This window comes from Gloeocapsa sp. PCC 7428, from assembly GCF_000317555.1.
Classification (GTDB): Bacteria; Cyanobacteriota; Cyanobacteriia; order Cyanobacteriales; family Chroococcidiopsidaceae; genus Chroogloeocystis.
Genome location: NC_019745.1, coordinates 1352829 through 1379287 on the forward strand (window position 1 = coordinate 1352829; position 26459 = coordinate 1379287).

Here is a 26459-nt window from a genome sequence, read left to right on the forward strand (position 1 = left end):
CTTTACCCTGCAAATTCGTAAGTAGGCATACCCGAAATATTCGTAGCGAGGCTAAATAAGTCTCCTGAATAGAAGCTTTTTTGAATTTCTTCTTCGCTTAAACCGACTGACGCAGTTGTAATATAAAGTGTTGCTAAATCTTGATTACCAAAAACACAACACGTAGGACGTTGCACAGGCATAGAAATACGCGCCATCTCTTTTCCCGTAGGATCGAATTTGACAATGCACCAGCCATCCCAAATCGCCGACCAAATGCACCCGTCGCGATCTACGGTTAAGCCATCAGGAACGCCAGAATCAATATCGATTTCAGCAAATACGCGCTGATTGCTGATATTGCCACTTGCTACATCAAAGTCGAAGGCGTAAATCTTTTTTGTGGGTGAATCAGTTAAATAAAATGTCTTGCGATCCGGACTCCATCCAAGTCCGTTTGACACGGTTAACCCTGTTAAAAGAACGTGTAACGAACCATCAGGATCGTAGCGAAATAACCGCGCCGTAGGTCCACTCGTAGACATGGAACCAAACCAAAAGCGTCCTGCTGGATCGCATTTACCATCATTCAGACGAATATCCGATGGCTTTTCTGTTTCCACATCAATAATCGGTGTCACATCACCATTATTGGTATCTAAAAAAGCCAAGCGATGGCGCAGCGCCATAATCAAGCGATTTGTTTTTGCTGGTGCAAGGCAACCGACAACTTCACCGACATCAAAGAATTTTTGTTCGCCTGTTGTAGGGTTAAACTCGTGGACTCGGTGATTATAAATATCCACCCAGTACAGTAACTGCTTTTGTGAATGCCAAATTGGACCTTCTCCTAGCCTTGCTCTAGCTGTGAGAATATTTTTGGGCGATTCATCAATAGAATTCATAACAGATTTTACACCCAGTTTACATTTTAGTAATTTCAATAAAACAATTACCCATTACCTAACCTCGTTGCAGTAATGCTACCGCATACGCGGCGATGCCTTCTTCTCTACCGACGGGACCCAATTTTTCGTTTGTTGTTGCTTTGATGCCAATTTGTTCGGGTTGGACTTCTAAAACTTCTGCAAGCCGCGATCGCATTTGTTGAATATGCGGTTTTAACTTCGGACGTTCCGCGACAACAACCGAGTCAATATTACCAATTTGCCAACCGCGATCGCGAATTAACGAATTAACCTTCGCGAGTAACACTAAACTATCCGCGCCTTTCCACTGCGGATCAGTTGGCGGAAAATACAACCCAATATCACCTAAACTCAAAGCACCCAGCATCGCATCCATAATCGCGTGGGTAAGAACATCAGCATCACTATGTCCGAGTAAACCGCGATCGTGCGGAATTTCGACACCACCCAAAATTAAACGCCGATCAAAGCTGAGTTGATGAATATCGTAGCCATTCCCAATCCGAATGTTCATCACAGTTACAAAAAACCCTCTTTTAGTTAACGATACCGCAGTTGGTAATTGGTAATTGGTAATTGACAGTTGCCGATTACCCATTACCTTTAGCGATCGCATTTAAGTTCTCACCCGATTACCCATTACCTGTCTATTCTGATTGCGATTTGGTATTTTCTAACCATTCAGCGTATAAATCAGGGCGGCGATCGCGCGTGCGTTGAATTTGTTGTTCGTATCGCCACTGCGCTATTTTTTCATGGTTTCCCGAAAGCAGTACATCAGGAACTTTCCATTCCCGAAACTTTGCCGGACGCGTATATTGGGGATAGTCTAATAATCCTGCTTCAAAACTTTCGGCTTTGAGCGATTCAACTTTCCCAACGGTTCCAGGAAGTAACCGCGTAACGCCGTTAATTAACGCTAGCGCTGGAATTTCACCTCCAGTGAGTACAAAATCACCTAAAGAAATCTCGCGCGTTACCAAGTGCAGTACGCGCTCATCAACGCCTTCATAATGACCGCAGATAACGACTAATTGGTCGTAATTCGTTGCTAATTCTTGTAGTAAAGGCTGCTTAAGCGTTTGCCCTTGGGGAGTCATGAGAATAACTTCCCGTCGCGGTAAAGCGGGTAAAGATTCAATCGCTGCAAAGATAGGTTCCAGCTTCATCAGCATTCCCACACCACCGCCATAAGGTTCGTCATCAACTTTGTGATGCTTATCTGTCGTAAAATCGCGGGGGTTGATTAAATTGACTGTAGCAATTTGTCGCGCTAAAGCTTTCCCTAACAATCCTGATTGTAGGGCAGAGCTAAAAAAATCGGGAAATAGAGTAACTATATCAAATCGCACAATAATTCAAAAGCGAAACAGTTAATCTGAAGCAGTGGTTAGCGACTAGTAGCTAGTAACATAGGCATCTCGCCTGTGCCTGTGACTTGTGTCTGAGCTAAAAGTTTTTCTAATTGCTTAAATTATGTTTAAATATTTTCACATCTTGCGGATTATTATTGAAGATTCAGGGTCAAAAATTGCTCGGCTTTGGAGCAATCCTCAGCAAAGAAGTTGCTTATCAGAGTGTTTCGTACTTGTGGTGCGGTAATGAGCAATCGCTGGAATCTGCTAAGCAAAAAAATCAGGTCACGCACGCGATCTGAATATATTGAGTTGCGGTCGGGTTTATCCCTGAAGCTGAAGAGAGGAAGACACAGAATGGCGCAATTAGAAGCTCAGTTGCTAGGAATGAGAAAGCCCCAAGCTACCACAACCGCCGTATTAATTATAGGCGGTGCTGAAGACAAAGTTCACGGACGAGAGATCTTACAAACATTTTTTTTACGCGCTGGTGCCCAGAATGCACATATTGCGATTATTCCTTCGGCTTCGCGCGAACCAGCCATTATTGGCAGTAGATACATGAGTATCTTTGAAGAAATGGGGGCGAAGCAAGTGGAGTTACTCGATATTCGCGAACGCCAACAATGTGAAGATCCTGACATCCAAAAGTGCTTAGAAACCTGTACCGGAGTTTTTTGGACGGGGGGAGACCAATTGCGCTTGTGCGGCGTGTTGGCTGATACTCCCGCGATGGAGACAATTCGCCAGCGCGTCCAGCGCAAAGAATTAACCCTCGCAGGAACGAGTGCTGGAGCCGCCGTGATGGGACACTATATGATTGCCGGTGGTGGCAGCGGTGAATCGCCGAATCGCTCGTTGGTTGACCTGGGAACCGGCTTAGGGATTATTCCTGAGTTGATTGTCGATCAGCACTTTCAAAACCGCAACCGCATGGCACGCTTAATTAGCGCGATCGCGTGTTATCCAGACCGCCTAGGAATTGGTATTGATGAAGATACCTGTGCGTTGGTAGAAAACGATGGCACTCTCCAAGTCATGGGTAAAGGTACGGTGACAGTCATCGATCCTGGTGAATTAACGCACACGAATCACAGCGACGTAAGTGCGACAGAACCGTTGAGTTTACATAATCTCCGGTTACATATTCTCAGCTACGGCGATCGCTATCACTTGCACAAACGGCAAATTTTACCGACCAGTCATCTGCAAAAGTAATTGGGTTCCTACAGAACTATCATTAAGGAAGTCACATAAGGCACAAACGCTTTAAATTTCCTGACCCCCGACCTCAGACCTCCGACCCCTCTAAAAATATAGCTGACAAACTGTTCACTAAGAACAGTTTCCTGCTCAAGCCCAAGTGGAAACTAGAATATTGGATGCGAATTCAAGAGCGCACATGAGAATCCTCAAAATCCAGACTTTACGCGGTCCTAACTACTGGAGTATTCGACGGCACAAACTAATCGTCATGCGATTAGATCTAGAAGATTTAGCAGAGAAACCCTCGAACGAAATATCAGGTTTCTACGAAGGATTAGTCGCGGCACTACCAAGTCTGGAATCACATTTGTGTTCGCCTGGCTGTCATGGTGGTTTTTTAATGCGCGTGCGCGAAGGTACAATGATGGGGCATATCGTGGAACACGTCGCCCTAGAACTACAAGAACTTGCCGGAATGCCCGCAGGCTTTGGCAGGACACGAGAAACAGCAACTCCTGGCGTTTATCAAGTTGTTTTCGAGTACCAAGAAGAACAAGCTGGACGTTATGCAGCTAGGGCAGCAGTGCGACTGTGCCAAAGTATTGTTAATAAAGGCTATTATCTTCGCCAAGAGCTTGAGCAAGACCTCGAAGACCTTAGAGAATTACAGCGTGATGCAGCCTTAGGACCAAGTACCGATGCGATCGTCCAAGAAGCCGAAGCGCGAGGAATTCCTTGGATGTCTTTGGGAACGCGCTTTTTAATTCAACTCGGCTACGGTGTCCATCAAAAACGCATTCAAGCAACGATGACAGCCCGAACTGGAATTTTGGGCGTAGAACTTGCTTGCGACAAAGAAGGAACAAAACGCATTCTTGCCAACTCCGGTGTACCCGTTCCGAGAGGCACAGTGATCAGCTATTTTGATGAACTCGAAACGGCAATCGAAGAGGTCGGTGGATATCCTATTGTCATTAAACCCCTCGACGGGAATCACGGTCGCGGGATTACAATTGATATTCGCAACTGGGAAGAAGCCGAAGCTGCTTACGATGCAGCTAGAGATGTTTCGCGTTCAGTGATTGTCGAACGGTTTTATACAGGTCGCGATCATCGCGTATTAGTTGTTGATGGCAAAGTCGTCGCGGTTGCCGAACGCGTTCCAGCACACGTTATTGGCGATGGTGTGAGTACAATTGAAGAACTCATCGACCAAACGAATCGCGACCCGAATCGCGGCGAAGGACACGACAATGTTTTAACCCGCATCGAACTTGATCGCACAAGCTATCAACTTCTAGAAAGACAAGGATACACGCTCGATACAGTACTCCCTCAAGATGAAATTTGCTATCTGCGCGCGACAGCAAACTTAAGTACCGGTGGAATTGCGGTAGACCGTACTGATGACATTCATCCCGAAAACGTCTGGTTAGCGCAGCGTGTCGCTCAAATTATAGGTTTAGATATTGCCGGAATTGATATTGTTACCCAAGATATCACGCGTCCTTTACGCGAAGTCGATGGCGTGATTGTCGAAGTGAATGCGGCTCCTGGATTTAGAATGCACGTTAGCCCCAGTCGGGGGATTCCACGTAATGTTGCAGGTGCTGTGCTGGATATGCTCTTTCCACCCGAAAAACCCAGCCGCATCCCCATCTTGGCGGTGACGGGTACAAATGGCAAAACAACAACAACGCGATTACTTGCGCATATTTTTAAACAAACTGGTCAAACGATTGGCTATACAACAACCGATGGTACATACATCGGCGATTATTTAGTTGAACCAGGTGATAACACAGGTCCGCAAAGCGCTCAACTGATACTACAAGACCCGACTGTAGAAGTTGCGGTGTTAGAGTCGGCACGCGGCGGAATTTTACGCTCTGGGTTAGCGTTTGATGCGAGTAATGTCGGTGTTGTGTTAAACGTCGCGGCGGATCACTTAGGTATAGGTGATATTGATACAATCGACCAAATGGCACACCTTAAAAGTGTTGTCGCAGAAGCAGTGTTACCGAATGGTTATGCGGTACTCAATGCTGACGACTCACGCGTTGCGGCGATGCGCGATCGCGTCAAATCCCAAGTAGCTTTCTTTACAATGAACCCTGACAACGAACTTGTCAAGCAGCATACGCAAAAAGGCGGTTTGGCAGCAGTGTATGAAAATGGCTACTTATCAATTCTTAAAGGCGATTGGACACTACGCATCGAACAAGCGGTGAATGTTCCCCTCACAATGGCAGGCAAAGCACCGTTTATGATTGCGAATGCGTTAGCCGCAAGCTTAGCCGCATTTGTCCAGGGAGTCTCGATCGAGCAAATTCGCGCAGGGTTAAATACATTCAAAGCCTCGGTCAATCAAACGCCAGGGCGGATGAATTTATTTAATTTAGGTCGCTACCATGCGCTGATCGACTACGCGCACAATCCGCACAGCTACGAAGCCCTTGGCGGTTTTATCCGCAATTGGCCTGGCGAAAGAATTGGTGTTGTTGGTGGTCCTGGCGATCGCCGCGACGAAGACTTTATAACGCTTGGTAAACTCTCCGCAGGCATCTTCGACCGCATTATCATCAAAGAAGACGATGATACTCGTGGGCGATCGCGTGGTTCGGCTGCTGAACTTATTCTTAAAGGGATAATGCAAGTCAAACCTGATTGTCCTTATGAGTCCATTTTGGACGAAACAACGGCGATTAATAAAGGATTAGATAGTGCTTCTGAAGGTAGTTTAGTTGTGATTCTACCTGAGAGTGTGAGCCGTGCTATTAGCTTAATCGAAGCGCGTCGCCCCATCAAAGATGAAATTCAGCAGCTTAATGAGTCCACGACAACCAATGACACGCAAATTAGCGTTCAGTCTTCAGTTGCTAATCAGTTCTAAGAAGTCCCCTAAATCCCCTAATAGTTGACAGTTGACAGTTGACAAAGTCCTCCCACACTCTCTTCACTGTTCACTGTCCACTGATCTCTGACCCCTGCTATATCAAGAATCTTTCTGGTCTTGCTCTAAATCCTCATCTTGCGCGCCTTTCAACTCTTCTTTAAAACCACGCAAGGTTTTACCCAAGGCACTTCCCATTTCTGGAATCTTCTTAGGACCAAAAATTAAGATTGCAGCGATCGCAATCACACCTACCTCTGCCCATCCTAAACCGAACATACCTGCCTCCTGGAAACCTTCCTAACTAAATATAGATAGGAAGTGAGCGTTTGTTTGTATATTACACCTACTCTTTTGTCACTGGTAACTCTAACCATTCGCTGAGTTCGCGCGCTAGCCAATCAATTTCTGGTTCGGTCAGTAAACCATGCGCGCCGAGTTCATATTTTTGCGTTCCTACCCAGATATTGATTTGTGGCTTAATTTCAACGCGATCGCGCTCACTTTTGTTAAAGATACTGACAAACTTTGATGTCCGTTCTAATTTCGTAATACGCTGCATCGGGGCGACACGCGGACGACGATACCGCCAGCCAAATATTTCGTGACTGAGCGAAATGTGTTGTTGATCGATTCGCAAGCGAACGCGGCGAAATAAGTTAGAGACAATTTGCCACACCATTCCTGCGCCTGCACCCCAAAACGGTAGGGAAAACAACGTAAAAAATAGATTCACAGGGAAAGGGGCTACAAGAACCGCAAAACCCGTCCACACGACGATAAAAGAATTCCAGGCAACGGCAAACAGCGTTAAACCAATGATTTCAGGGCTAAATCCTTTTGGCGGTAAGGTAATTTCTAAAACGTTTGTATTCTTGTGAAGTAAGACTTTACTATTGAATGGCTGACTAATTGTTAAAGCTGTGTCGTTGATTATTGGCTGCTCAAGTGCGTGTAAAGCCTGTTTAGCTGAGGCGAAGCGACGATCTAGGCTAGGTTCGGTCATGCGTTTTAACCACCGCTTAAAGCCAGCGCTCAGCGTTGTTGCTTGCTCAAATTGAATTCGTCCGTCGCGGTATGGTAAATCAGCCGGATGCGTACCTGTGGCTAATGCGATCAAAGTAGCACCTAGGCTGTAAAGATCCGATGCAGGAACTGCGCGATCGCCAAATTGCTCTGGCGGCATATAACCATACGTACCAACAATTGTCATCGTGCCACCTTCGCGGGCGGCAAGCGTTTGTACTGAACCGAAATCAACAAGATAAACATCTACACGATTTTCTGAACTTGTCAATAAAATGTTACTTGGCTTAATATCGCGATGAATAACGGGTGGTTGATGCCCGTGGAGGTAAATCAGAATCTCTAAAAGTTCTGTGGCAATTTGCTTGACATCAGATTCGCTAAATATTACCCCTGCTTTGAGATGTTCCTCTAAAGATTTTGCCGGAAGATACGTTTGTACGAGCGCAAATCCTTTAAAATGCGATGCATCAAGCTCAAAATAATCTAAGTAACGGGGAATTGCCGGATGGGTAACGGTCTTTAAAATTTCTGCTTCGCGCTGAAACAGTTTCAAATCGTCCCATTCAAAATCATGACTAAACGACAGTAACTTCACGACAACAAACTCTTGAGTTGTCAAATCGCGCGCTAATAACGTCCGGCGTCCAGATTTTTTTGCCAGTTGTTGCTGTACTTCGTAGCGATTCCCTAATATCTGATTAACCATGAATGCTGTTTTGAGCTTCTACCAGCCTTTATAGCTTTGGACTATAAGCGATCGCAATGGTATCTTTTTCCTATGCCTTCACAATTGTGGCCTTATCTTACTCCTGGAATTCCTGACGAGTTATTTGAACGCTTACCAGGAATTCCCCTCAGCAAACGCGACATTCGATTATTGCTCATAGCGCAGCTACGGATTCAACCTGATACCGTTTTATGGGATATTGGTGCAGGAACTGGCACAATTCCTGTCGAAGTCGGGTTGTTGTGTCCTCACGGACAGATTGTTGCGGTGGAACGCGACGTTGAAGTTGCCAATTTAATTCGTCGTAACTGCGATCGCTTTGAAGTGAAGAATGTCGAAGTTGTAGAAGGTAGCGCCCCAGAATGTTTATCAAGTTTGCCCAAACCTCCCCATCGCGTGTGTATCGAAGGCGGTCGTTCGATTAAAACAATTATGCAAGAAGTCTGGCGCTACTTATTACCTCAAGGTAGAGTTGTTGCTACTGCAAGTAATCTAGAAAGTCTGTATGCTGTATCTCAGAGCTTTGCAGAGTTACACGCTCGCAATGTCGAAGTTGTTCAATCTGCTGTCAACCGTTTGGAGACGCGGGGTTTTTCCCAGACTTTTGCCGCTGTCGATCCCATTTTTATTCTGAGTGGTGAAAAGTTAGACTAAAGCCAATTATTTAAAGGTTATTGCATAAAATGTGGGGAAATCCCTCACCCCTCACCCCTCACCCCTCACCCCTCATGTATGCCCTGGTCTCGGATTGTTAGTGGAATCATTGCGATCGCGATCGCCCTCACCGGTAGTATTTTGGGAGGGTGGTATTTTACGATTATGTTTGCTGTTATTGTCTATTTAGGGCAGTTGGAATACTTCCAACTTGTCCGCGCGAAGGGAATTGCTCCTGCTGCAAAAACAACTTTGGTAGTTAGTCAAGCTTTACTTGTTATTGCTACAGTTTCATCGACACTAGCAGATGCTGTCATGCCTGTAGCCGGAACATTTATTTGTTTTTATCTATTATTTCAACCAAAACTTGCGACTATCGCTGATATTTCCACATCAATTTTAGGTTTATTTTATGGTGGATATTTGCCAAGTTACTGGGTACGGTTGCGATCGCTTGGTAGTGCAACAACTGCTAATATTCCTTTAGCAGGTTATGTACCCGAAACGTCGGTTGATTTTCGCGCTTTACCCGAAGGTTTAATTTTTACCCTGCTGGCATTTTTCTGTATTTGGGCAGCGGATATTGGTGCGTATACCATTGGTCGATTATTTGGTCGCACGCGACTTTCGGATATTAGCCCCAAGAAAACTGTTGAAGGCGCGATTTTTGGCGTGGCTGCGAGTGTTGCGGTTGCGGTCGCGGGTGCTTGGTATTTGCAATGGTCTTTTTGGGCGATAACTGGGTTAATTTTAGGGCTACTAATTGGTATCGCCAGCTTACTCGGAGACTTAACCGAATCGATGATGAAACGCGATGCGGGAGTTAAAGACTCCGGACAGTTAATTCCTGGTCATGGTGGGATTTTAGACCGTGCAGATAGCTATGTGTTTACTGCACCATTAGTTTATTACTTTGCAACCTTGATATTACCTTTACTTAGAAGCTAGTTCGGTTTCAATATTTCAATATTCACAAGCAGTTTCAACTTGCGCAGAGTATTGAGTCGCTTAGCAATTCATTCGCGGGAGCGGTTTTCTTATTGTTCCTCCACGCTTTTGGTGACATTCCATAGTATTGACGAAACTGCTGACAGAAATAACTTGCATCTTGATAACCCACCGCGTCAGCAATTTGACTTACTGATAGTTTTGTTTCTGTTAACAAAGAAGACGCTGCTAACATCCTTCTTTTAATAATCCAGTTGTGTACGCTGTTGCCCGTATCTTGAGCAATTAAATTGGTTAAATAAGCAGGTGAATAGCCAACCGCTTTTGCTACTTCACTCAGTGTAATTTGTTTATGATAGTTAGACTCGATAAACTCGAAAACTTCATTCCACTTTGTCCCTGATGGAAAAAGTGAGTGAGTGATTGTAAGTTGTTTGTTTTTTGCCGGTGGCTGGCTGACAATAACTTGGTTTCGCGCTGCATACAAGCTTTGCAATTTAGCACGTTTTTCCAATTGAATGTTGATAGCTCGCACTAAATCTTTTAACAAACATGGCTTGATTAAATAATCATCCGCCCCCAATTCCATACCTCTACGAATGTCTGCATAACTAACTTTACCCGTCAAGAAAATGAAAGGAATAACGGCTGTGACTGAATCTTGACGCAAAGCCTCCAAAATATCGTAACCGGAGCGGTCTGGTAATGAAATATCACAGATAATTGAGTCGGGGTTTTGTTGTGCCTGCTGAATCCCAAGCAAACCAGTGTTGGCACCAATTGGGTCAAATCCCTGATCTTCTAAACATTCTACAAGCAAAGAAAGTGTTTGAGGCTCATTTTCAATTACCAAAATCTTGCTCTTTCTAAGCTCCCTCATCTGACTTATTTTCAAAAGCTAAGTGAATAAATACTTGGTCGGTTGATTTTCTAGATGTTAAATTGGCATAGCAATACTTTGCATAATAAATGATAAACAAAATATCATGCTTATTTTAACTATAGCCATGATCTCAAGCAGACTTAAACCAATTAAATACACCCTGAGCGCGATTGGCAAAACATTTTTTTTGGTTGAAGTTAAATAAATTTAGTAACTTGGTGTTGATCGCTGCAATGCAAATGGTTTGATAAATTATTTTTTTAGCGAACAAATAAGCTCTCAACAACTAAGATTCTATACCTAAGCGAACAAAAAAAGCAAGCGATCGCGATCACGTCTATACGTATCGAAATACAATTTTTACAGTATTCAATATCTATATAAGTGCCACTTTGAAGTGTTAGCTCGCATTGATAAAACGTATTAATACATAGTAGCAATATCTTTAATGCTTAACCACAAAAAATAAGATTTTTTCGATTGCATAAATATCAAGATACAAGATTTTTTTGAAATATTGAGCTTGACATTTTATAATTTGCACACTTGAAGCTCCAGAACTCTGTTGCACCAAGGCTCATCTGGAAAATTTAATATTTATTGCTTTAATATTTTTTAAATTAAACGAAATAAACTTACATTTTTTTTGAAAAAAAATTACTTGTGTGCAAGATTCATATCTCGTATATTCATTCTTGCAATTAGTAAAACTAATACCTAAGAATTTCTATAAACTCTCAATAACATTACATTTGCAATTCTGGCTCCAAAAGCCAGAGTTCATTGTTAATTGAGACAAATTGGTATCAGTAGTTGAACTGATATTTTAATGAGGTTTGTTGTTTATAAGAATAACTTAAGTATTAACAAATAAACATCAACAATAAATCTTACCTTATTTACGGAGTTAGCTATGCCAGCGATAGATTTTAGCAATCAAACTTTGATAGGCAATAATTTTAACAATCAAAACTTGAACGGTTCCAACTTTTTTAAATCTCGCTTGGAAAATGTCAGTTTTGTGAGTACGCTTTTAAGAAGCACCAATTTTGAAGAAGCGTTTTTGCTTAATGTTAATGCTTCTAATGCTGTTTTCGCGCCCAATAACAACTTTCCGCAACCAGCCAATTTATTCAAAGCTAAGCTAGAGAATGTCAATCTCAGTGGAGCAAATCTCAGACGCGCGAATTTAACGTTGGTCGATACAACAAACATTAATTTATCCAATGCTAATCTCACCGATGCAATTTTAAGAGAGGCAAGTCTCAGCGGCGAACAATCTAATCGACCAAACTTAACCAATGCGAATTTTACACGAGCCGATTTATTTAAAGCTGATTTAAAAGCTGCGGATTTCACAGGAGCCACCTTAGTCGATGCAAATCTGCAAGAAGCTACTTTAGAAGGTGCCGTTTTAGCCAATATCAATGCGACAGGTGCTGACTTTAGACTTGCCAACATTACAGATATTGACATTGGGGGTACCGTTAATTTTAACCTTGCCAATTTGAGCGGTGTCGCTATCACTGATGTCAGTCGCGTGCTTGATCCACAAACCGGGCAGCCGATTCCATTGAGTATTAGTTTTCGGGGCGCTAATTTATCACAAGTTAGCTTGGAAGACGTTTTTCTCGGTGGTGGTGATTTTCGTCCTTTTGATGGACTGCGTAACGGGGTACGAGTTATTCAACCTACAGATTTAGCTGGGTTGAATCTTGCTGACGCTGATTTAACTGGTGCGAGGTTTAATGGTGCAATTCTCAACAACTTCATAGGAGGTGATCTCAACTTAAGCGGTGTGAATTTTAGCTCCTTCGTTGCGTCTAATGGTCAGGTGTTTGCAACGCAGTTAAACAACGCGAATCTGTCTGATAGCCAACTGATAGGTGCTAATTTTAGTAATGTTGTTGCCGAAGATATCTTTTTAGAAAATGCGGATCTCAGTGGTGCAGACTTGAGAGATGCTGATCTCAGCGGCGCTAATCTTAAGGGAGCTAACCTCAGTGGGGCTAACTTAACTGGAGTTGAACTCGATGGAGCGGACTTGAGCGAAGCTAACTTAGCTGGGGCAATCCTCAACGGAGCCGTACTCGACAATGCGTTGGTTCAAAAAACGGACTTAACAGGAGCAGACTTTACGAATGCTACACTCACAGGGGCTGATTTAAAAGAAGCCATTGGAGATAGTTTAACCAACTTCACAGGTGCAAATCTCAACGGAGCCAGCTTGGAAGTCGGAAGCTTTATCGGAAGTAACTTCACAGATGCGGCTTTGAGAGATACCAACTTGATCAAGGCAAACTTTACTGATGCACTCTTTATCGATGGTAGTGATGCAAATTCAGTGGGTGCTGATTTGACGAGTAGTACATTTATTGACGGAATTGCGATCAACGGTGATTTCCGTAACGCACTTTTGGTCAATGCTAATTTGACCAAAGCAAACTTTACGGGTGCTAACTTAGCTGGTGCTAATTTAAGTGGTGCAATTACAACAGACACAATATTTTGATTTTGCTGCTGAGTAGATAACTCGGCGGCTCAGTTTAGTAAAAGTTGAATAGATGCAGCAGTATCCCATACGGTAGAGATTCAGAAATGACGAGTTTAGCTGAATCGCTGCTGTTGCCTGTGTTTAGGGATACTGCTTTTTAGTGGCTACAAGCATAAATCAGACTCACTTTTGCAGGTTTTACCACGCTTTGATTTTGAGTAACCGTTCTGGTCTTTTTAACTTGGTGTTACGGTGACGAGTCACGCTTACGACATTTTATAGCGATCGCAGAACTACATTTGCGTAATTCTTAGCAGGCGGCGTGAAGTTTCTCTCGTATGGATGACGGGATCAGATTTATCCTGAATGACGCAGAGAGTGTATGTTGTATGCAAGATTTATTGATGTCTGCTGAAGAAGCTTTAGCGCTGTTAGATACACTTATAGCAGGACAGAAGCTTAAAGATATTCAAGAACTTGTCTTTCGTTACTCTTGGCAAGGGTGGACTTATCCGCAAATTGCGGCACACGCTGGATATGATACAGGGCACATTCGTGATGTTGGTGCTCAACTATGGCAACAACTAACACAAGCATTCGGGGAACAAGTCACAAAAAATAATCTGCAAGCAGTAATACGGCGGCGAGTACAGCAAAGCGGTACAAATTACAATGCGATCGCACTGACGCGCCAAAAATCTCAGTATTGGGAAGAAGCAATCGATGTTTCGGTATTCTACGGACGCAGCACAGAATTAGCACTATTACAGCAGTGGATCGCTCAAGATCGCTGTCGGTTAGTTGCAATTTTAGGTATGGGTGGTATTGGTAAAACCGCACTCGCAACGAAGTTAGCAACCCAAATTCAAGGTCAATTTGATGTTTTGATTTGGCAATCGCTACGCGATGCACCACCGATTGTAGAAGTTTTGACGCAACTACTTCAGGTTGTTGCGAAACACGATGCATTACCGGAAACTTACGAAGCTCAAATATCACTATTAATGCAATATTTACGCGACTTGCGATGTTTAATTGTTTGGGACAATGTTGATGCAGTACTAGGTGACGGACACGCTGGACAGTATCGCCAAGGTTATGAGAATTATGGCGAGGTTATGCGGCGGATCGGTGCGGAACTTCATACAAGTTGTCTGTTGCTGACAAGTCGCGAACAACCGAAAACCATAACCGCACTAGAAGGAAATCTTTTACCAATTCGTAGTTTACCTTTAATTGGCTTAAGCACGACAGAAGTGAAAGAAATCTGTCAAAGTAATAACTGTTTTTGCACGTCAGAAATCGATTGGCAACAGTTACAGACAAGTTATGCGGGAAATCCTTTAGCACTCAAAATTGTTGCCACAACTGTCCGCGATTTGTTTGATGGAAGCGTCAGCGAATTTTTAGCACAGGAGGCGATCGCATTTGGCGATATTAGTGCGTTATTAGATGAGCAGTTTCAACGCTTATCCGAGTTAGAAAAACAAGTGATGTATTGGCTCGCAATTAACCGCGAATGGGTAACTTTAGCAGAACTGCGTGAAGATTTTGTTCCCCAAATCTCGCAATCAAAATTATTAGAAGCTTTGCTATCTTTACGACGGCGATCGCTCTTGGAAAAAAATCATAAATTATTTACTTTACAACCTGTTGTAATGGAGTATGTAACCGAACAGTTGATCGAGCAAGATCGTGCAGAAATTCTTACACAGCGGCTACAATTGTTCTTATCCCATGCTTTAATTAAAGCTTCTTCTAAAGACTACATTCGGGAAAGTCAAACACGAGTTATTCTTGCGCCACTTGCAGCTAGACTCATGACTGATTTAGGCTCTCTTCGGCAAGTGGAACATCAACTCAGCGATATTATTGTGCAGTTGCGATCGCCTCCCTTTTTGCTAGGCTACGGTGGGGGAAATATAATTAATCTCTTACGTTACTTCCAAGTCGATCTTTGTAGTTATGATTTTTCGTCTTTAAAAATCTGGCAAGCGTATCTTATTGGGACGAATTTACACCAAGTTAACTTTTCTGGTGCAGACTTAAATAAATCAGTTTTTACAGGTGTTTTAAATAGTGCTTTATCAGTTGCTTTTAGTCCTGATGGTCGCCTTTTGGCAATGGGTAATGCGGATAGTAAAGTGCGCATATGGCACACAGCTAACTATACAGAATTATTGACTTGTGAAGGTCACAAAAGTTGGGTAATTTCAATTGCGTTTAGCCCTGATGGACAAACCTTAGCGAGTGCGAGTTTCGATCAAACCGTGCGACTTTGGAACTTAGCAACAGGTGAATGTCTCCATGTATTACAAGGACATACGGGCTGGGCGCACGCGATCGCGTTTCATCCTCAAGGTCATCTCTTAGTAACAGGAAGTTTTGATTGTACGCTTAGATTATGGAATGTCTCAACAGGCGAATGCTTAAAAATCCTTAGAGGACACACAAATCATGTCACAGCCACAGCCTTTAGCCCTAATGGTTGTCTACTCGCCAGTAGCAGCTATGACCAAACCGTGAGGTTTTGGGATCTTGACACTGGAGAAACCATTAAAGTTTTACAAGGACACGCGCATTGGGTAAGGTCGATTGCGTTTAGTCCTGACGGTCAAGCGATCGCAAGCAGTAGTTGGGATTGTACTGTTAAGCTGTGGGATGTCAATACAGGTCTATGTCGCACAACATTTGAGGGACATACTGAACCCGCCGCATTCGTTGTCTTTAGTCCTGATGGAACAATGCTGGCGAGTGGTAGCTACGACTGTACAGTGAAGTTGTGGAATGTGGCAACGGGACAATGCGCAAAAACCTTACAAAAGCACTCTGGTTGGATTTGGTCAGTTGCGTTTCATCCTGACGGTCAAGCGATCGCAAGTGGTAGTTTCGATAGCACCGTCGTTGTGTGGGATGTGAAGACAGGGCGATCGCTACGCACATTGCAAGGCTACAGCGCCAGTATCAAATCAATTGCGTTTAGTCCTGATGGTCAGTTTTTGGCAAGTGCGAGTGATGATACAACGATTAAGTTATGGCATATCCAATCAAGAGAATGCGTTCAATCGCGTTCAGGACACGATAGCTGGGTGTGGTGTGTGGCGTTTAGCCCCGATGGTCATACTTTAGCTAGCAGTAGTAACAACGGCACAATCAAATTATGGAATACTGCTACAGGTCAACTCCAACGGATTCTGCAAGGTTTTCAAAGCCGCGCTAATACAGTATTTTCTGCGGTTTTTAGTCCGCGTGGTGATATCATTGCCAGTTGTGATAATGACCGCACGATTAAATTATGGGACGTTCGTACAGGTAAATGTTTACTCTTATCGAGTGATTGTCGCGCATGGGCGATCGCATTTAGCCCTGATGGTAAAACTTTAGCGAGTGGACATGATGACCAAACTGTCAAGCTATGGAACTTAGAGGGAGATTGCATCGCATCTTTAGCCGGACACACCAGTTTAGTTTTTGGCGTTGCGTTTAGTCCTGACGGGGAAATGATTGCAAGTGCAAGTGATGACAAAACCGTTAAGTTGTGGAACAAACAAGGTCATCTCAAGACTCTACAGGAACATAAGGGTGTTGCTTGGTGTGTTGCGTTTAGCCCTCAAGGTAAAATTTTAGCTAGCGGCAGTCACGATAAAACGGTGAAATTGTGGGATGTTGCAACGAGTACGTGTCTTAAAACTTTGAGCGGTCATTTGGGGGAAGTGTGGGCGATCGCATTTAGTCCTGATGGAAAAATGCTAGCTAGTGGCGGAACAGATCAAAACATTAAACTCTGGGATGTTAACACTGGAGAGTGTATTACAACACTAAGAGCGCCGAGGCTTTATGAACAGATGAACATCACAGGTACAACAGGTTTAACCACAGCGCAAAAATTAACACTAAAGGCACTAGGAGCGATAGAAATTTGAAGTAGAGCTAATATATTGTGCCGCAACGATCAGTGAAACAAAACTGCAAGATTCAAGGCAATGCTTTCGATACTCTATCGTGGTCAGCCGTATAAAACCCTGAGGTTGCATAAATTAGCTATAGCAACAATTAACTTTAACGATAATTGCTGATAAAACCTTAATGACTCATTAATACCGCAGCAAGAAGGTCAGGACACGACAGATGCGGGCAATGTCCAGAAGCTAGCTCAATCGCATCGACTCCTAGGCGTTGGCGCGCAGCATAACGCGACCATGTAGAAGATATTATGCGGTCATTAATACAAACAATATATTTGCGCTCGACCGCAGGCAAAGCGGTGAGTGGATTTGGTTCAAAAATATATGCTAGAGATTGTTGCGAACGACTTTTCGCGATCGCCCACTGTACTACCTCTGGTTGACAATCAGAATAGAAAAACTCTCTTAATACGGCTGCATCTGAAAAATCTTTCCCTACCGAAGCAGGTTCAAACATATCAGGCTCAGAATGAAACTGTTCGAGTTTAGTTGGATCTTTTGGCTGATACTTGAATGATTCGAGGGTTTCAGAATCAAGATGATGCGAAAATTGATCGAGTGTACTGACTCCAGGATACGGAATCAGCGCAGCTACGAATATGAGTTGACGCACTTCGATGGCTTCGGCGACAAGAGGAATGATAGTACCAGCCATTGAGTGACCAACTAAGACAATATCATCATCGGTTTTTGGTAGTGCTTGTATAACTGCATCCGCAAACTGAGACAAAGTAGCAGATGCATTTTCAATTGGCAAATCCATTGCGACAGTTTTGTGACCTTGTGCTTCTAATCGGGGAGTGAGTAAATCCCAACACCAAGCCCCTTGAAAAGCACCATGAACAAGACAAAATAGACTCATGTTAATAATTAAAACTGTTGGTAACTAGTCATTGTAAAAAATATCTATTTACCCATTCCCCATTACCTAATTTCAAAACCCAACTCGTACAGGTACACTTGTAACACGTAAAACTGATTCTTGTTGAAACTGCGTCTTGTAGAGGCTAATAATTTCCTCAATTGCACGTCTTTTTGCAAGGTTATTCGGATAAATCAAAATTAATATCTTCGTTGGTTCTCTAATAATTGCTCCTGTGCTGGTACGAAACTGTCCACTAGCATCAACGACTGTCAATCCATCAGGAAAACGCGGCGTGACGACATTGCGTAAAAATCTTTGAAATTGTTCCTCAGAAACAATACCGTCTGGTCGAGATCTGCCAAAATACAACTCATCTTGTAGCAGAATATTGGTGCGGCTCAAGCTATCTGCTGGCGCTTCTGGAATTTGGGCGCGGGCTTCGGGTAATGAAGCCACCGAGCCTGTAAACAGCAGACTAGTAATAAAAAGAGCGCTAAAACTTTTTCGTAAAGCAAGCATAATTACATTTCCTCATGTGTTAAGTCACAATAGTGTCAGCAGTACTGAGGGTTAGTAATGGGTAGTTGCGATTCTCTCCAGAAACACTTCGCGATCGCGCTCTTACCCACTACCAGCAAAGTCAAAAGAATAAAGTGTTCAGTTTTATACCTAGGCGACAATTAGGATGTCTGCGGCACTGATATTAGGAGATCCACCAGGAGTATTGCTAGGATTAAGGTCAGCAATGATATTCCCTTCCGCATCGCCGCCCACAACCACTGAGCCATTGCGGTTAAAACATAAGTTGCCTCTGACCGAGTTATAGGTAATCTTGGCATTACTGGAGAACTGTTCAGAGAAGCTATCGACGACCTCAAACTCAGACGGATTCAAAGTACCGCCAGCACCACTAAAGAGCGTGTCAAATGTGGTTTTGGATAAAACAATTTTGTCGCTACCCACACTAAAGTTTGTAATGGTATCTACACCAAGATCGTCAAATCGAAAGGCGTTGCCTGTGCTAAACAAGAACTGGTCATTACCAACACCGCCAATCAAGACATCGTCACCTTGACTGCCTTTGAGAGTGTCATTGCCAACTCCTCCGTTGAGCATATTATTAGCTCGGTTGCCATCAATAAAGTTATTAAGCTCGTTGCCTGTGCCATTAACCGCGTCAAAACCTTTGAGATCCAAGTTTTCTACGTTGGCTCCCAGCGTAAAGCTGCCGTCAGACTCAACAGTATCGATGCCACCACCAGGGTTCTCTATAACGGTATCGTTAAAGCCAGTGACTTCGTAAATATCATTGCCCAAACTGCCTCTAAGCGTGTCGGAGCCTGATGAACCCGCATCAAGTTCGTCATTACCGCTGCCACCAAAGAGGAGATCGTTGCCATTTCCACCGCCAATATCAACAGATCCCAAGGTGAATTGAGAAGCGTCAACGACAGTCCCATTGTTACCTCCACGTAGTAACGCGGTTTCAATACTATTTAATTGATCGATGCCCTCACCCACTAAAGCATTGTTGGTCAAAGTGAGGTTAAAATCGCTGAACTCGGTAACTCGGTCAATGCCTGCGCCACCATTCAATGTGTCATTGCCAGCCTCGCCCTCTAAGTTATCATTACCATCACCACCATTGAGGACATCATCACCAGCTTGACCATCAAGCAGATCGTTGCCAATTCCACCGTTGAGCGTGTCATTGCGAGTACCACCTCTTAGTTGATCGTTACCAGCTAAGCCATTAAGAGTTACCGATCCAAGGGTAAATTCAAAGGCACTAATTGAGTTATTACCTTCACCTCCCGTGAGTGTTGCTGTTTCAATGTTGCTGAGTGTATCAGTTTCATTACCGATTCTTAAACTGGTGTTGTTCAGGCGGATAGTCGCATCACCCGACTCAGTAACGCGATCAATGCCCTCTCCACCATCGAGAATGTCACTGCCTAATCCACCTCTTAGAACGTCATTACCTGTATTTCCTAGGAGAGTATCGTTGCCTGTATTACCGAACAAACTATCATTACCTGTGTTGCCGATTAGAGCGTCATTACCACCACCGCCATCGACGCGATCGCTGCCTGCAAGTGCATCAATAATGTCATTAGCTCCATCCGCAACGATGACATCGTTTCCGTTGGTTGGGTTTCCTGAAATAATCGCCATAGTTTTATCCTTTCTTTTTTGAGTTTGTATGTAAACTGTTTGTTGCTGCCAACGTTATTTGACGCAGCACAAATCCACCTGCAACCTGCTTCTGTAGCAGCGCTGGTATAAAAGTATTGGCTGAATGAATTCTTTGATTAGCGATCGCTAAATAGAAGCTTTAAAGGTTTAGCTGCGTGTCGAGTTATGCGCGATCGAGAGTAGGAGAAAGCCAATTTTGAACGGGGTGGAGCTTCGCATAGATTAACATTTCATTTAACCAAGCTGTGAAGAGATCGAAGACATCATTGACAACATCTAATGCTTGTTGTCTCATCTCCAAACTTAAAGGAATAGATGCGAGTTGAAACTCGCTATTGCCATCTCTAATAGTGTGCCCCGTTTCAACAGTGAGATGAAACTTACCAAAGTAAATATATTCTTGTTGCGTGATGCTTTGTAACTCCTGAGCAACTCGTGTAGTGTGGCTAAATAAAATATTACCTGTGGCTTCAATAGCTTCAATAGCTGCCATTTTGACAATTGGATCGGCATTTAGGGTATATGCAGAGAGTTGATAGGATAATTGCCGAGTAATGCAAGTGTCGTTACTCCAGAGAAATCGTAAGGTATCCACAAAGCTTTTAGGACAGTCAAATCCTAGCACCTGCAAATCTCGCAGGAACCAATGCCAATGATGGTCATCTTCATAGGTATGCTCGTTGATCGCGTTTTGAACTAGATTAAAGTTGCTAGTCTCGTCACGAAATACATATTTATTGAGATCCCCAAAACTCATGATGAAATGGGCAATACAAGGAGAAAATCCTAGTCGTTGTAACGGAGAGATACTGCTATCTTGCATGAATTGAAATAAAGGAGCTTGAGCAAACTCTGCTTTTTTGGTTTCAATGAGATCCAAAACATCTTGAAAGGATGCGAATTCGATAGGAGGAGGAACCATATTTACTCTTAGTTTTAAGTGCTTGATTTACAAAATCGTCAATATTTTTCAGTAGGGAATAAATAGATGTCAGGTAACTTTCCTTTATGTCCCTGTGTTTGTGCGTCAAAAGCAATTTGATCTGAACACGCTCACTTGAAGAACGAGTAATAACTGTAAATCCCACTATGTGGTGCTAAGCTGCAAAAAAGTCCATAAATATTTCTTTTAGCGACTCTCGCCGTACTCATGGATGACATTCCTTGAGTACTTGTGCTCGCACTCTGACTACTTGCACCACCGCTATCTGACCAGTAACCTGAAAGAGTGCAAGTCACTGTTTGATTGTTGTAATTTTTAAGGACATAAACAGTTGTATAAGGTCCAGTCGTAGTGCCTTCATCGTCTCCAGGAACTCCCCGAACAATGGGACAAGCTACATACGCATACGAAGTACTAGAGTTATATATGTAATTTGGTCCTCGAACCAGCTTGGGAAGATCGGTAGAAGTTGAGTGCTGACACATACTACCTGGGAATGCTTTATATGAGTCAGCTAGTGCTGGACTAGTAGCAATTGCTGTAGTAGACATTAAAGTTGCTGTTAGTGTGACGATCGCTTTCGTCTTTTTAAGGATTTTTTCCGAAAAAATAGTCATAGTTTTGCCGTTTTGATAGTTGTGGGTTTAAATATACGTACTAGCTATTGCGCGATCGCTCTAGCACAAATTTACCTACGACGTGCCTGTACAAGCAGCCGGAATGAAGTTATGCAATCCAAATGAATGTCAAGCCGTGCAGTAGAATTTTGTAACTGTTAAAAGCGATCGCACTTATGAATCGCTGACATCATCTAGCTTAGAAAAATCGATGACGATTGGCAGTAGGAAAAGATCGGCTCAAATGTCGGAAATGATCGGATCGTTGCCCAAAAATCCCAGATGCCTTCCGACTTTAGTCGGGGCTATATAGACGAAGTGTGCGCAGGCACACTAAAACTAATAAGCCCACCTGCGTGGGCTTTGTTTGCTAGCTGCGAATTCATTCGCTCAATATTTAGGGAAGTACGTTAATACGACCAGAACATACCAACTGATTTGAGTTTAAAGTCAGTTTTTCAATCGCAACTTCCGAACCAAGATCGATTTGATAGTCGTCGATCTCGTGTAATCCCAAATGCGAATGAATTTGCAGTTTTTTTAGCGCTAATTCTTGACTACCAACTAATCCTAATCGCGCGTCAAGCATGAGTGGCATTTTGCGATCGCTTATGATTGAACCTTGAATTGTTAGGCGATCGCTTCCCAAAGTAACTTGCTCCCAAGTTACCGTTTGATTTTTAATACTATTTTCTGGCAGAAAAGTTTTTAGTAACGTCGTTAGTGCTTCTGCAAGTAGCGGCGACTGAAGCGAAGCATTCAGATCTGATTGATGAAGAATCGCTTCTCCAAAAACTGGTACAGCTTCAAGTAATCGTAGCGGTTGACCTCGCAAGACTCCACCTAAATTAGTCCGAATTTTTTTACCTTGAAGTTGAATGTTTGTCAAGTGCAATCCTTGATAAACTGCGTTTTGCGCGGATATTGATACGTGGGGAATATAGCCACTCAGAATTTGGCGATCGCTTCCTGAAATTTGAACATCGAGATGCGCGACTTGCTGAACTTGCGATCGCAACCACAACCGCACCGCAGGCGATAGCACTTTGGCGATCATGCGACTTTGTTTAGAATGGTTGTCTGAAGTCATGCCCTCGGTTATCGATGTACGGCTGTGTTCCGCTTCTACTTCTGTCTTTTGACTCCCCACGTTTTTGCCCCTAGCTCTTATGATTGAACTCGTAGTGATTCTTTAATATTTGTACACAATCTGCTACATACAATGACAAAATTTTGTATGGGCAGAACTCATTAATTTTTTTTATCATGGAGGAAAGAATTCAAAAAATTCTCTCCCAGTGGGGTGTTGCGTCACGGCGACAAGCAGAAGAGATGATTCGGCTGGGACGGGTGCGGTGCAATGGAAAAGTCATTGAGTTAGGACAAAAAGCCGATCCCCAAGTTGATGCCATTACAGTTGACGGGAAACTGCTTCAACTGCGATCGCGTCCGCAACCAGTTTATCTCTTACTCAACAAACCAGCTGGAGTTATATCTACTCGTCACGATCCCCAAGGACGCCGCACTGTTATGGATCTCCTGTCGCCAGAATTACGTGTCGGTCAAGGCATTCATCCTGTTGGACGCCTAGATGCAGATTCTACAGGAGCGTTACTGCTGACTAATGATGGCAACCTGACACTCGCACTAACGCACCCTAGGCACAGTATTACAAAAACTTATCGGGTGTGGGTAGAAGGTCATCCACCACCAGCGGTATTACAACAATGGCGTCGTGGTGTGATTTTGGATAACCGTAAAACTCGACCTGCGCGTGTCAGCATAGTCGATCAAAATCATACTCATACTTGCTTAGAAGTGATTTTACAAGAGGGGAGGAATCGACAAATACGACGTATTGCTCAGCAATTAGGGTATCCCGTACATCAGTTACAGCGTACGGCGATTGGCTTGATTCAATTACAACCGCCGCCTTTACCTGAGGGCTGCTATCGTCCGTTACAAGATTTTGAACTACGTTTTTTGCGCGATCAAACAGACCGCATACGTATTCAGGAATCAAGTGCAATCAAGGAGTGACAAATGATCAAGTGGTGTAGGAAGCAGAAAGTTAAAATTGAACCGTCGCTAGAACAACAAAGCGCCGAGAAGTTGTTAGAAATAGGCGCGCAATTACGTCAAGCGCGCCAAGTTCAAGCTTTATCCTTAGAAAGAGTCGCGTTGAGAACAATGATTCCACGACATTTACTCAAGGCAATCGAAGCAGGAAATAGAGAAGAACTCCCCGAATCAATTTATATTCAAAGTTATATTAAGCAATACGCTGATGCTCTTGGTTTAGATGGAACTGAGTTGGCGCGCAACTTCCCTATAGAAGATCGGCGACTACCACTTAAACCTACGCAGCGAATCTTACCCGCAGCACAATTACGACCGATTCATCTTTATTTGTTATATTTATTTGTTGTTTTTTGGGCTGTTAATGCTTTATCACACACTTTGAGTCGTAATCAACTGCAAGATAGCAGTTTTCAACGCGTACAGCAGTTATTACCTACACAAACGCGATCGCAACAATCAGATGTCCAATCTGTTAGTACTGCGAATCAAGATAGCAAACCAGTCAGAATTAGCGTAACGCTCAAAGCCCAATCATGGTTAAGGGTTACGGCTGATGGTCAAACGGCGTTTGAAGGAACTCTTCCCCAAGGAACCCAACGCACTTGGGAAGCTGAGGAAGAACTCACACTCAAAACAGAAAATGCTGGTGGCGTGCTAGTGCAATTTAACCAAGAAAAAGCCAAACAAATTGGTAATCCAGGTCAAATGCAGGAAGTCACCTTTGCAGCAAATCAGCGACTCTGAATATGAGACCTCCGTGGACTTTGTTTATATAGCAGTGAATTTATTCGCAATTCTTTTCATGCAGGAGGTCTATTGAGAGGTCAGGGATCAGGACATCCTCAAGCATTGGTCAATTGTCAGTAGTCAGTACCAACTAACAGCTACATTCTTCCCTCACCCCTCGTCCCTCGCTCCTACTCCCTACTTATGGGGGCACGACCGTATAATTCTGTCAAGGATTTGAGGCGATCGCGCAACTCAGAAGTGAGATCGTCTGAAGTATAGCGCCATTCCCAGTTACCTTCGGGTTTACTGGGATAATTCATGCGTGCTTCTGTCGGTAAGCCCAATAAATCCTGGAGTGGAATCAGCGCTTGATTTGCTACCGAACTTAATGCTAGGCGAATGAGATCCCAGTGAATACCATCAGAACTTAAACAACCCAAGTAACGCTGTAATCTTTCTTTTTCGTACTCAGAAGCACTGTTAAACCAGCCTACTGTTGTATCATTATCGTGCGTTCCTGTGTATACGACGCAGTTACGCGGAAAGTTGAATGGTAAAAAAGGATTAGCCGCATCCGAACCAAAGGCAAACTGCAAAATCTTCATTCCAGGAAATTCAAAGCGATCGCGCAGCGCCTCAACTTCAGGCGTAATCACGCCTAAATCTTCGGCTAACACAGGAAGCTTACCCAACTGTTCGTTAATTGCTTGAAATAACGCTTCCCCTGGGGCTTCAATCCACTCTCCATTCATTGCGGTAGTTTCTCCTTGTTCTACCGCCCAGTAAGCTTGAAATCCCCGAAAGTGGTCAATCCGAATAATATCAACGTAATCTAGGATTGCTTGAAAACGCTGCACCCACCACTTGAAATTGAGTCGCTGTAACTTCTCCCAGTTGTATACAGGATTGCCCCACAATTGACCTGTTTCACTAAAGTAATCTGGGGGAACTCCCGCCATCAAAGCGACTTCGCCCGTCGCTTCGTCCAAACAAAAAATCTCTGGATTTGCCCAGACATCAGCACTATCATGCGCTACATAAATCGGGATATCACCAATGATGACGATACCCTGCTGATTCGCGTAGTGTTTGAGTTCATTCCACTGGCGGAAAAACTCAAACTGTACAAATTTGTGGTAGAAAATTTCTGCTTCTAGCTGTTGCTGCGATCGCGCTAAAGCCTCTGGATGACGACGCGCGATTTCTGGTTCCCATTGATACCAACTGACACCTTCATTCGTATCTTTCAGCGCCATGAATAGCGCATAATCATCTAACCAATCAGCTTTGGCTGTACAGAATTGCGCGAATTCTTGCTGTTGTTGCGGTGTTGCTTTTGCCCTAAAATTTTCGCAAGCTTTCTTGAGTAAAGGAAGCTTAATTGGTACAACTTGGTCAAAATCAACTTTGTTGCGCGGAAACTCTGGTAAATTAACGAAGTCCTCGGCTGTCAACAACCCTTGTTTTTCTAAGCTTTCTGGGCTAATCAACAGAGGATTACCCGCCATTGCCGAGTATGAGGCATAAGGAGAGTTACCATAACCTGTAGGTCCTAGTGGTAAAACCTGCCACAACTGTTGCGCGCTTTGTACTAAAAAATCAATAAAGGAATAAGCAGATTCGCCAAGATCGCCGATGCCAAATTTACTTGGGAAGGAGGTGGGATGTAGCAGAATACCACTAGCTCTGGGAAAAGGCATATTTCATCTAAAGTGTTAGAAGCAGTCGCCATGAATTTAACATGCTCGACTGTGTTTCAAACCTATCTGTAGTTAGGAAAAACACTACATTACTTTAATACAGATAGTAATGCTAGTATCTCAGCAAGTGAAGGTAGTTTATAATACAGGAAATAATAGTTATTTTATGGTATAATATGTAGCACTTTTTATTTACAGAAATCTTGTACTTCTGCGCAGAATACTATTCGTCTTCCAAAAACCAAAATTAGTCGAAGGTGTTACT

Annotated in this window: 21 protein-coding genes; 8 read left to right on the forward strand and 13 right to left on the reverse strand. The window is 43.4% G+C overall.

Annotation, left to right across the window (positions count from 1 at the left end; genetic code table 11):
• Positions 1-2: 2 nt before the first annotated feature.
• The 3 genes from GLO7428_RS06045 to trmD all read right to left on the reverse strand — a co-directional run bounded on the left by GLO7428_RS06045 (position 3) and on the right by trmD (position 2260).
• Positions 3-884, reverse strand: a complete 882-nt coding sequence (locus GLO7428_RS06045; protein ID WP_015187682.1) for an SMP-30/gluconolactonase/LRE family protein — start codon at positions 882-884, stop codon at positions 3-5.
• Between the two features lie 58 nt (positions 885-942).
• A complete protein-coding gene (gene ispF, locus GLO7428_RS06050; RefSeq protein ID WP_041918940.1) occupies positions 943-1422 on the reverse strand; it encodes a 2-C-methyl-D-erythritol 2,4-cyclodiphosphate synthase in 480 nt (159 codons plus the stop codon).
• A gap of 133 nt (positions 1423-1555) precedes the next feature.
• On the reverse strand, positions 1556-2260 hold the full coding sequence (trmD, locus tag GLO7428_RS06055; protein ID WP_015187684.1) for a tRNA (guanosine(37)-N1)-methyltransferase TrmD: 705 nt from the start codon (positions 2258-2260) through the stop codon (positions 1556-1558).
• Between the two features lie 360 nt (positions 2261-2620).
• On the opposite strand from trmD, the gene GLO7428_RS06065 reads away from it, so the two are divergent.
• Positions 2621-3481, forward strand: a complete 861-nt coding sequence (locus tag GLO7428_RS06065; protein ID WP_015187685.1) for a cyanophycinase — start codon at positions 2621-2623, stop codon at positions 3479-3481.
• 184 nt (positions 3482-3665) lie between these two features.
• Positions 3666-6362 (forward strand): cyanophycin synthetase, encoded by a 2697-nt coding sequence (gene cphA, locus GLO7428_RS06070; protein WP_015187686.1) that lies wholly within the window; start codon positions 3666-3668, stop codon positions 6360-6362.
• Between the two features lie 102 nt (positions 6363-6464).
• Here cphA and tatA read toward each other — a convergent pair whose 3' ends face one another.
• Both tatA and GLO7428_RS06080 read right to left on the reverse strand, forming a co-directional pair.
• Positions 6465-6641: a twin-arginine translocase TatA/TatE family subunit gene (gene tatA, locus GLO7428_RS06075; RefSeq protein ID WP_015187687.1), complete on the reverse strand. Its 177-nt coding sequence runs from the start codon at positions 6639-6641 to the stop codon at positions 6465-6467.
• 67 nt (positions 6642-6708) lie between these two features.
• The gene (locus GLO7428_RS06080) at positions 6709-8097 is read right to left on the reverse strand and encodes a serine/threonine-protein kinase (RefSeq protein WP_015187688.1); all 1389 of its coding nucleotides are present in this window, start codon (positions 8095-8097) and stop codon (positions 6709-6711) included.
• 72 nt (positions 8098-8169) lie between these two features.
• Between GLO7428_RS06080 and cbiT the strand changes: the two genes are divergently transcribed.
• Together cbiT and GLO7428_RS06090 are read left to right on the forward strand one after the other, a co-directional pair.
• Positions 8170-8772: a precorrin-6Y C5,15-methyltransferase subunit CbiT gene (cbiT, locus tag GLO7428_RS06085; protein WP_015187689.1), complete on the forward strand. Its 603-nt coding sequence runs from the start codon at positions 8170-8172 to the stop codon at positions 8770-8772.
• Between the two features lie 78 nt (positions 8773-8850).
• Positions 8851-9720 (forward strand): phosphatidate cytidylyltransferase, encoded by an 870-nt coding sequence (locus GLO7428_RS06090; RefSeq protein WP_015187690.1) that lies wholly within the window; start codon positions 8851-8853, stop codon positions 9718-9720.
• 34 nt (positions 9721-9754) lie between these two features.
• Here GLO7428_RS06090 and GLO7428_RS06095 read toward each other — a convergent pair whose 3' ends face one another.
• Entirely contained in the window at positions 9755-10615 is an 861-nt protein-coding gene (locus GLO7428_RS06095) for a response regulator transcription factor (RefSeq protein ID WP_231295555.1), read from the reverse strand.
• A gap of 901 nt (positions 10616-11516) precedes the next feature.
• Between GLO7428_RS06095 and GLO7428_RS06100 the strand changes: the two genes are divergently transcribed.
• Both GLO7428_RS06100 and GLO7428_RS06105 read left to right on the forward strand, forming a co-directional pair.
• Positions 11517-13115 carry a pentapeptide repeat-containing protein gene (locus tag GLO7428_RS06100; protein ID WP_015187692.1) on the forward strand — a complete coding sequence of 533 codons (1599 nt, stop codon included), beginning with the start codon at positions 11517-11519 and terminating at the stop codon, positions 13113-13115.
• 371 nt (positions 13116-13486) lie between these two features.
• Positions 13487-17020 carry an NB-ARC domain-containing protein gene (locus tag GLO7428_RS06105; protein ID WP_015187693.1) on the forward strand — a complete coding sequence of 1178 codons (3534 nt, stop codon included), beginning with the start codon at positions 13487-13489 and terminating at the stop codon, positions 17018-17020.
• 160 nt (positions 17021-17180) lie between these two features.
• Here the strand turns inward: GLO7428_RS06105 and GLO7428_RS06110 are convergent, their stop codons facing one another.
• The 6 genes from GLO7428_RS06110 to GLO7428_RS06130 all read right to left on the reverse strand — a co-directional run bounded on the left by GLO7428_RS06110 (position 17181) and on the right by GLO7428_RS06130 (position 22833).
• Positions 17181-17924 (reverse strand): alpha/beta hydrolase, encoded by a 744-nt coding sequence (locus tag GLO7428_RS06110; RefSeq protein ID WP_015187694.1) that lies wholly within the window; start codon positions 17922-17924, stop codon positions 17181-17183.
• A 72-nt stretch (positions 17925-17996) separates the two neighbouring features.
• Positions 17997-18446: a DUF3574 domain-containing protein gene (locus GLO7428_RS06115; RefSeq protein ID WP_015187695.1), complete on the reverse strand. Its 450-nt coding sequence runs from the start codon at positions 18444-18446 to the stop codon at positions 17997-17999.
• 150 nt (positions 18447-18596) lie between these two features.
• Positions 18597-20102, reverse strand: coding sequence for a calcium-binding protein (locus tag GLO7428_RS29585; RefSeq protein ID WP_015187696.1), 1506 nt, complete (start codon positions 20100-20102; stop codon positions 18597-18599).
• A gap of 184 nt (positions 20103-20286) precedes the next feature.
• On the reverse strand, positions 20287-21045 hold the full coding sequence (locus GLO7428_RS06125) for a hypothetical protein (RefSeq protein ID WP_015187697.1): 759 nt from the start codon (positions 21043-21045) through the stop codon (positions 20287-20289).
• 131 nt (positions 21046-21176) lie between these two features.
• Entirely contained in the window at positions 21177-21683 is a 507-nt protein-coding gene (locus GLO7428_RS27665; protein WP_015187698.1) for a hypothetical protein, read from the reverse strand.
• A 397-nt stretch (positions 21684-22080) separates the two neighbouring features.
• A complete protein-coding gene (locus tag GLO7428_RS06130) occupies positions 22081-22833 on the reverse strand; it encodes a DUF2993 domain-containing protein (protein ID WP_015187699.1) in 753 nt (250 codons plus the stop codon).
• A 116-nt stretch (positions 22834-22949) separates the two neighbouring features.
• Here GLO7428_RS06130 and GLO7428_RS06135 point away from each other — a divergent pair, with 116 nt between their 5' ends.
• Together GLO7428_RS06135 and GLO7428_RS06140 are read left to right on the forward strand one after the other, a co-directional pair.
• Positions 22950-23723, forward strand: coding sequence for a pseudouridine synthase (locus GLO7428_RS06135; RefSeq protein WP_015187700.1), 774 nt, complete (start codon positions 22950-22952; stop codon positions 23721-23723).
• Positions 23724-23726: 3 nt separating this feature from the next.
• Positions 23727-24509 carry a RodZ domain-containing protein gene (locus GLO7428_RS06140; RefSeq protein ID WP_015187701.1) on the forward strand — a complete coding sequence of 261 codons (783 nt, stop codon included), beginning with the start codon at positions 23727-23729 and terminating at the stop codon, positions 24507-24509.
• Positions 24510-24682: 173 nt separating this feature from the next.
• Here GLO7428_RS06140 and malQ read toward each other — a convergent pair whose 3' ends face one another.
• Entirely contained in the window at positions 24683-26194 is a 1512-nt protein-coding gene (malQ, locus tag GLO7428_RS06145) for a 4-alpha-glucanotransferase (protein WP_015187702.1), read from the reverse strand.
• Between the last annotated feature and the right edge of the window lie 265 nt (positions 26195-26459).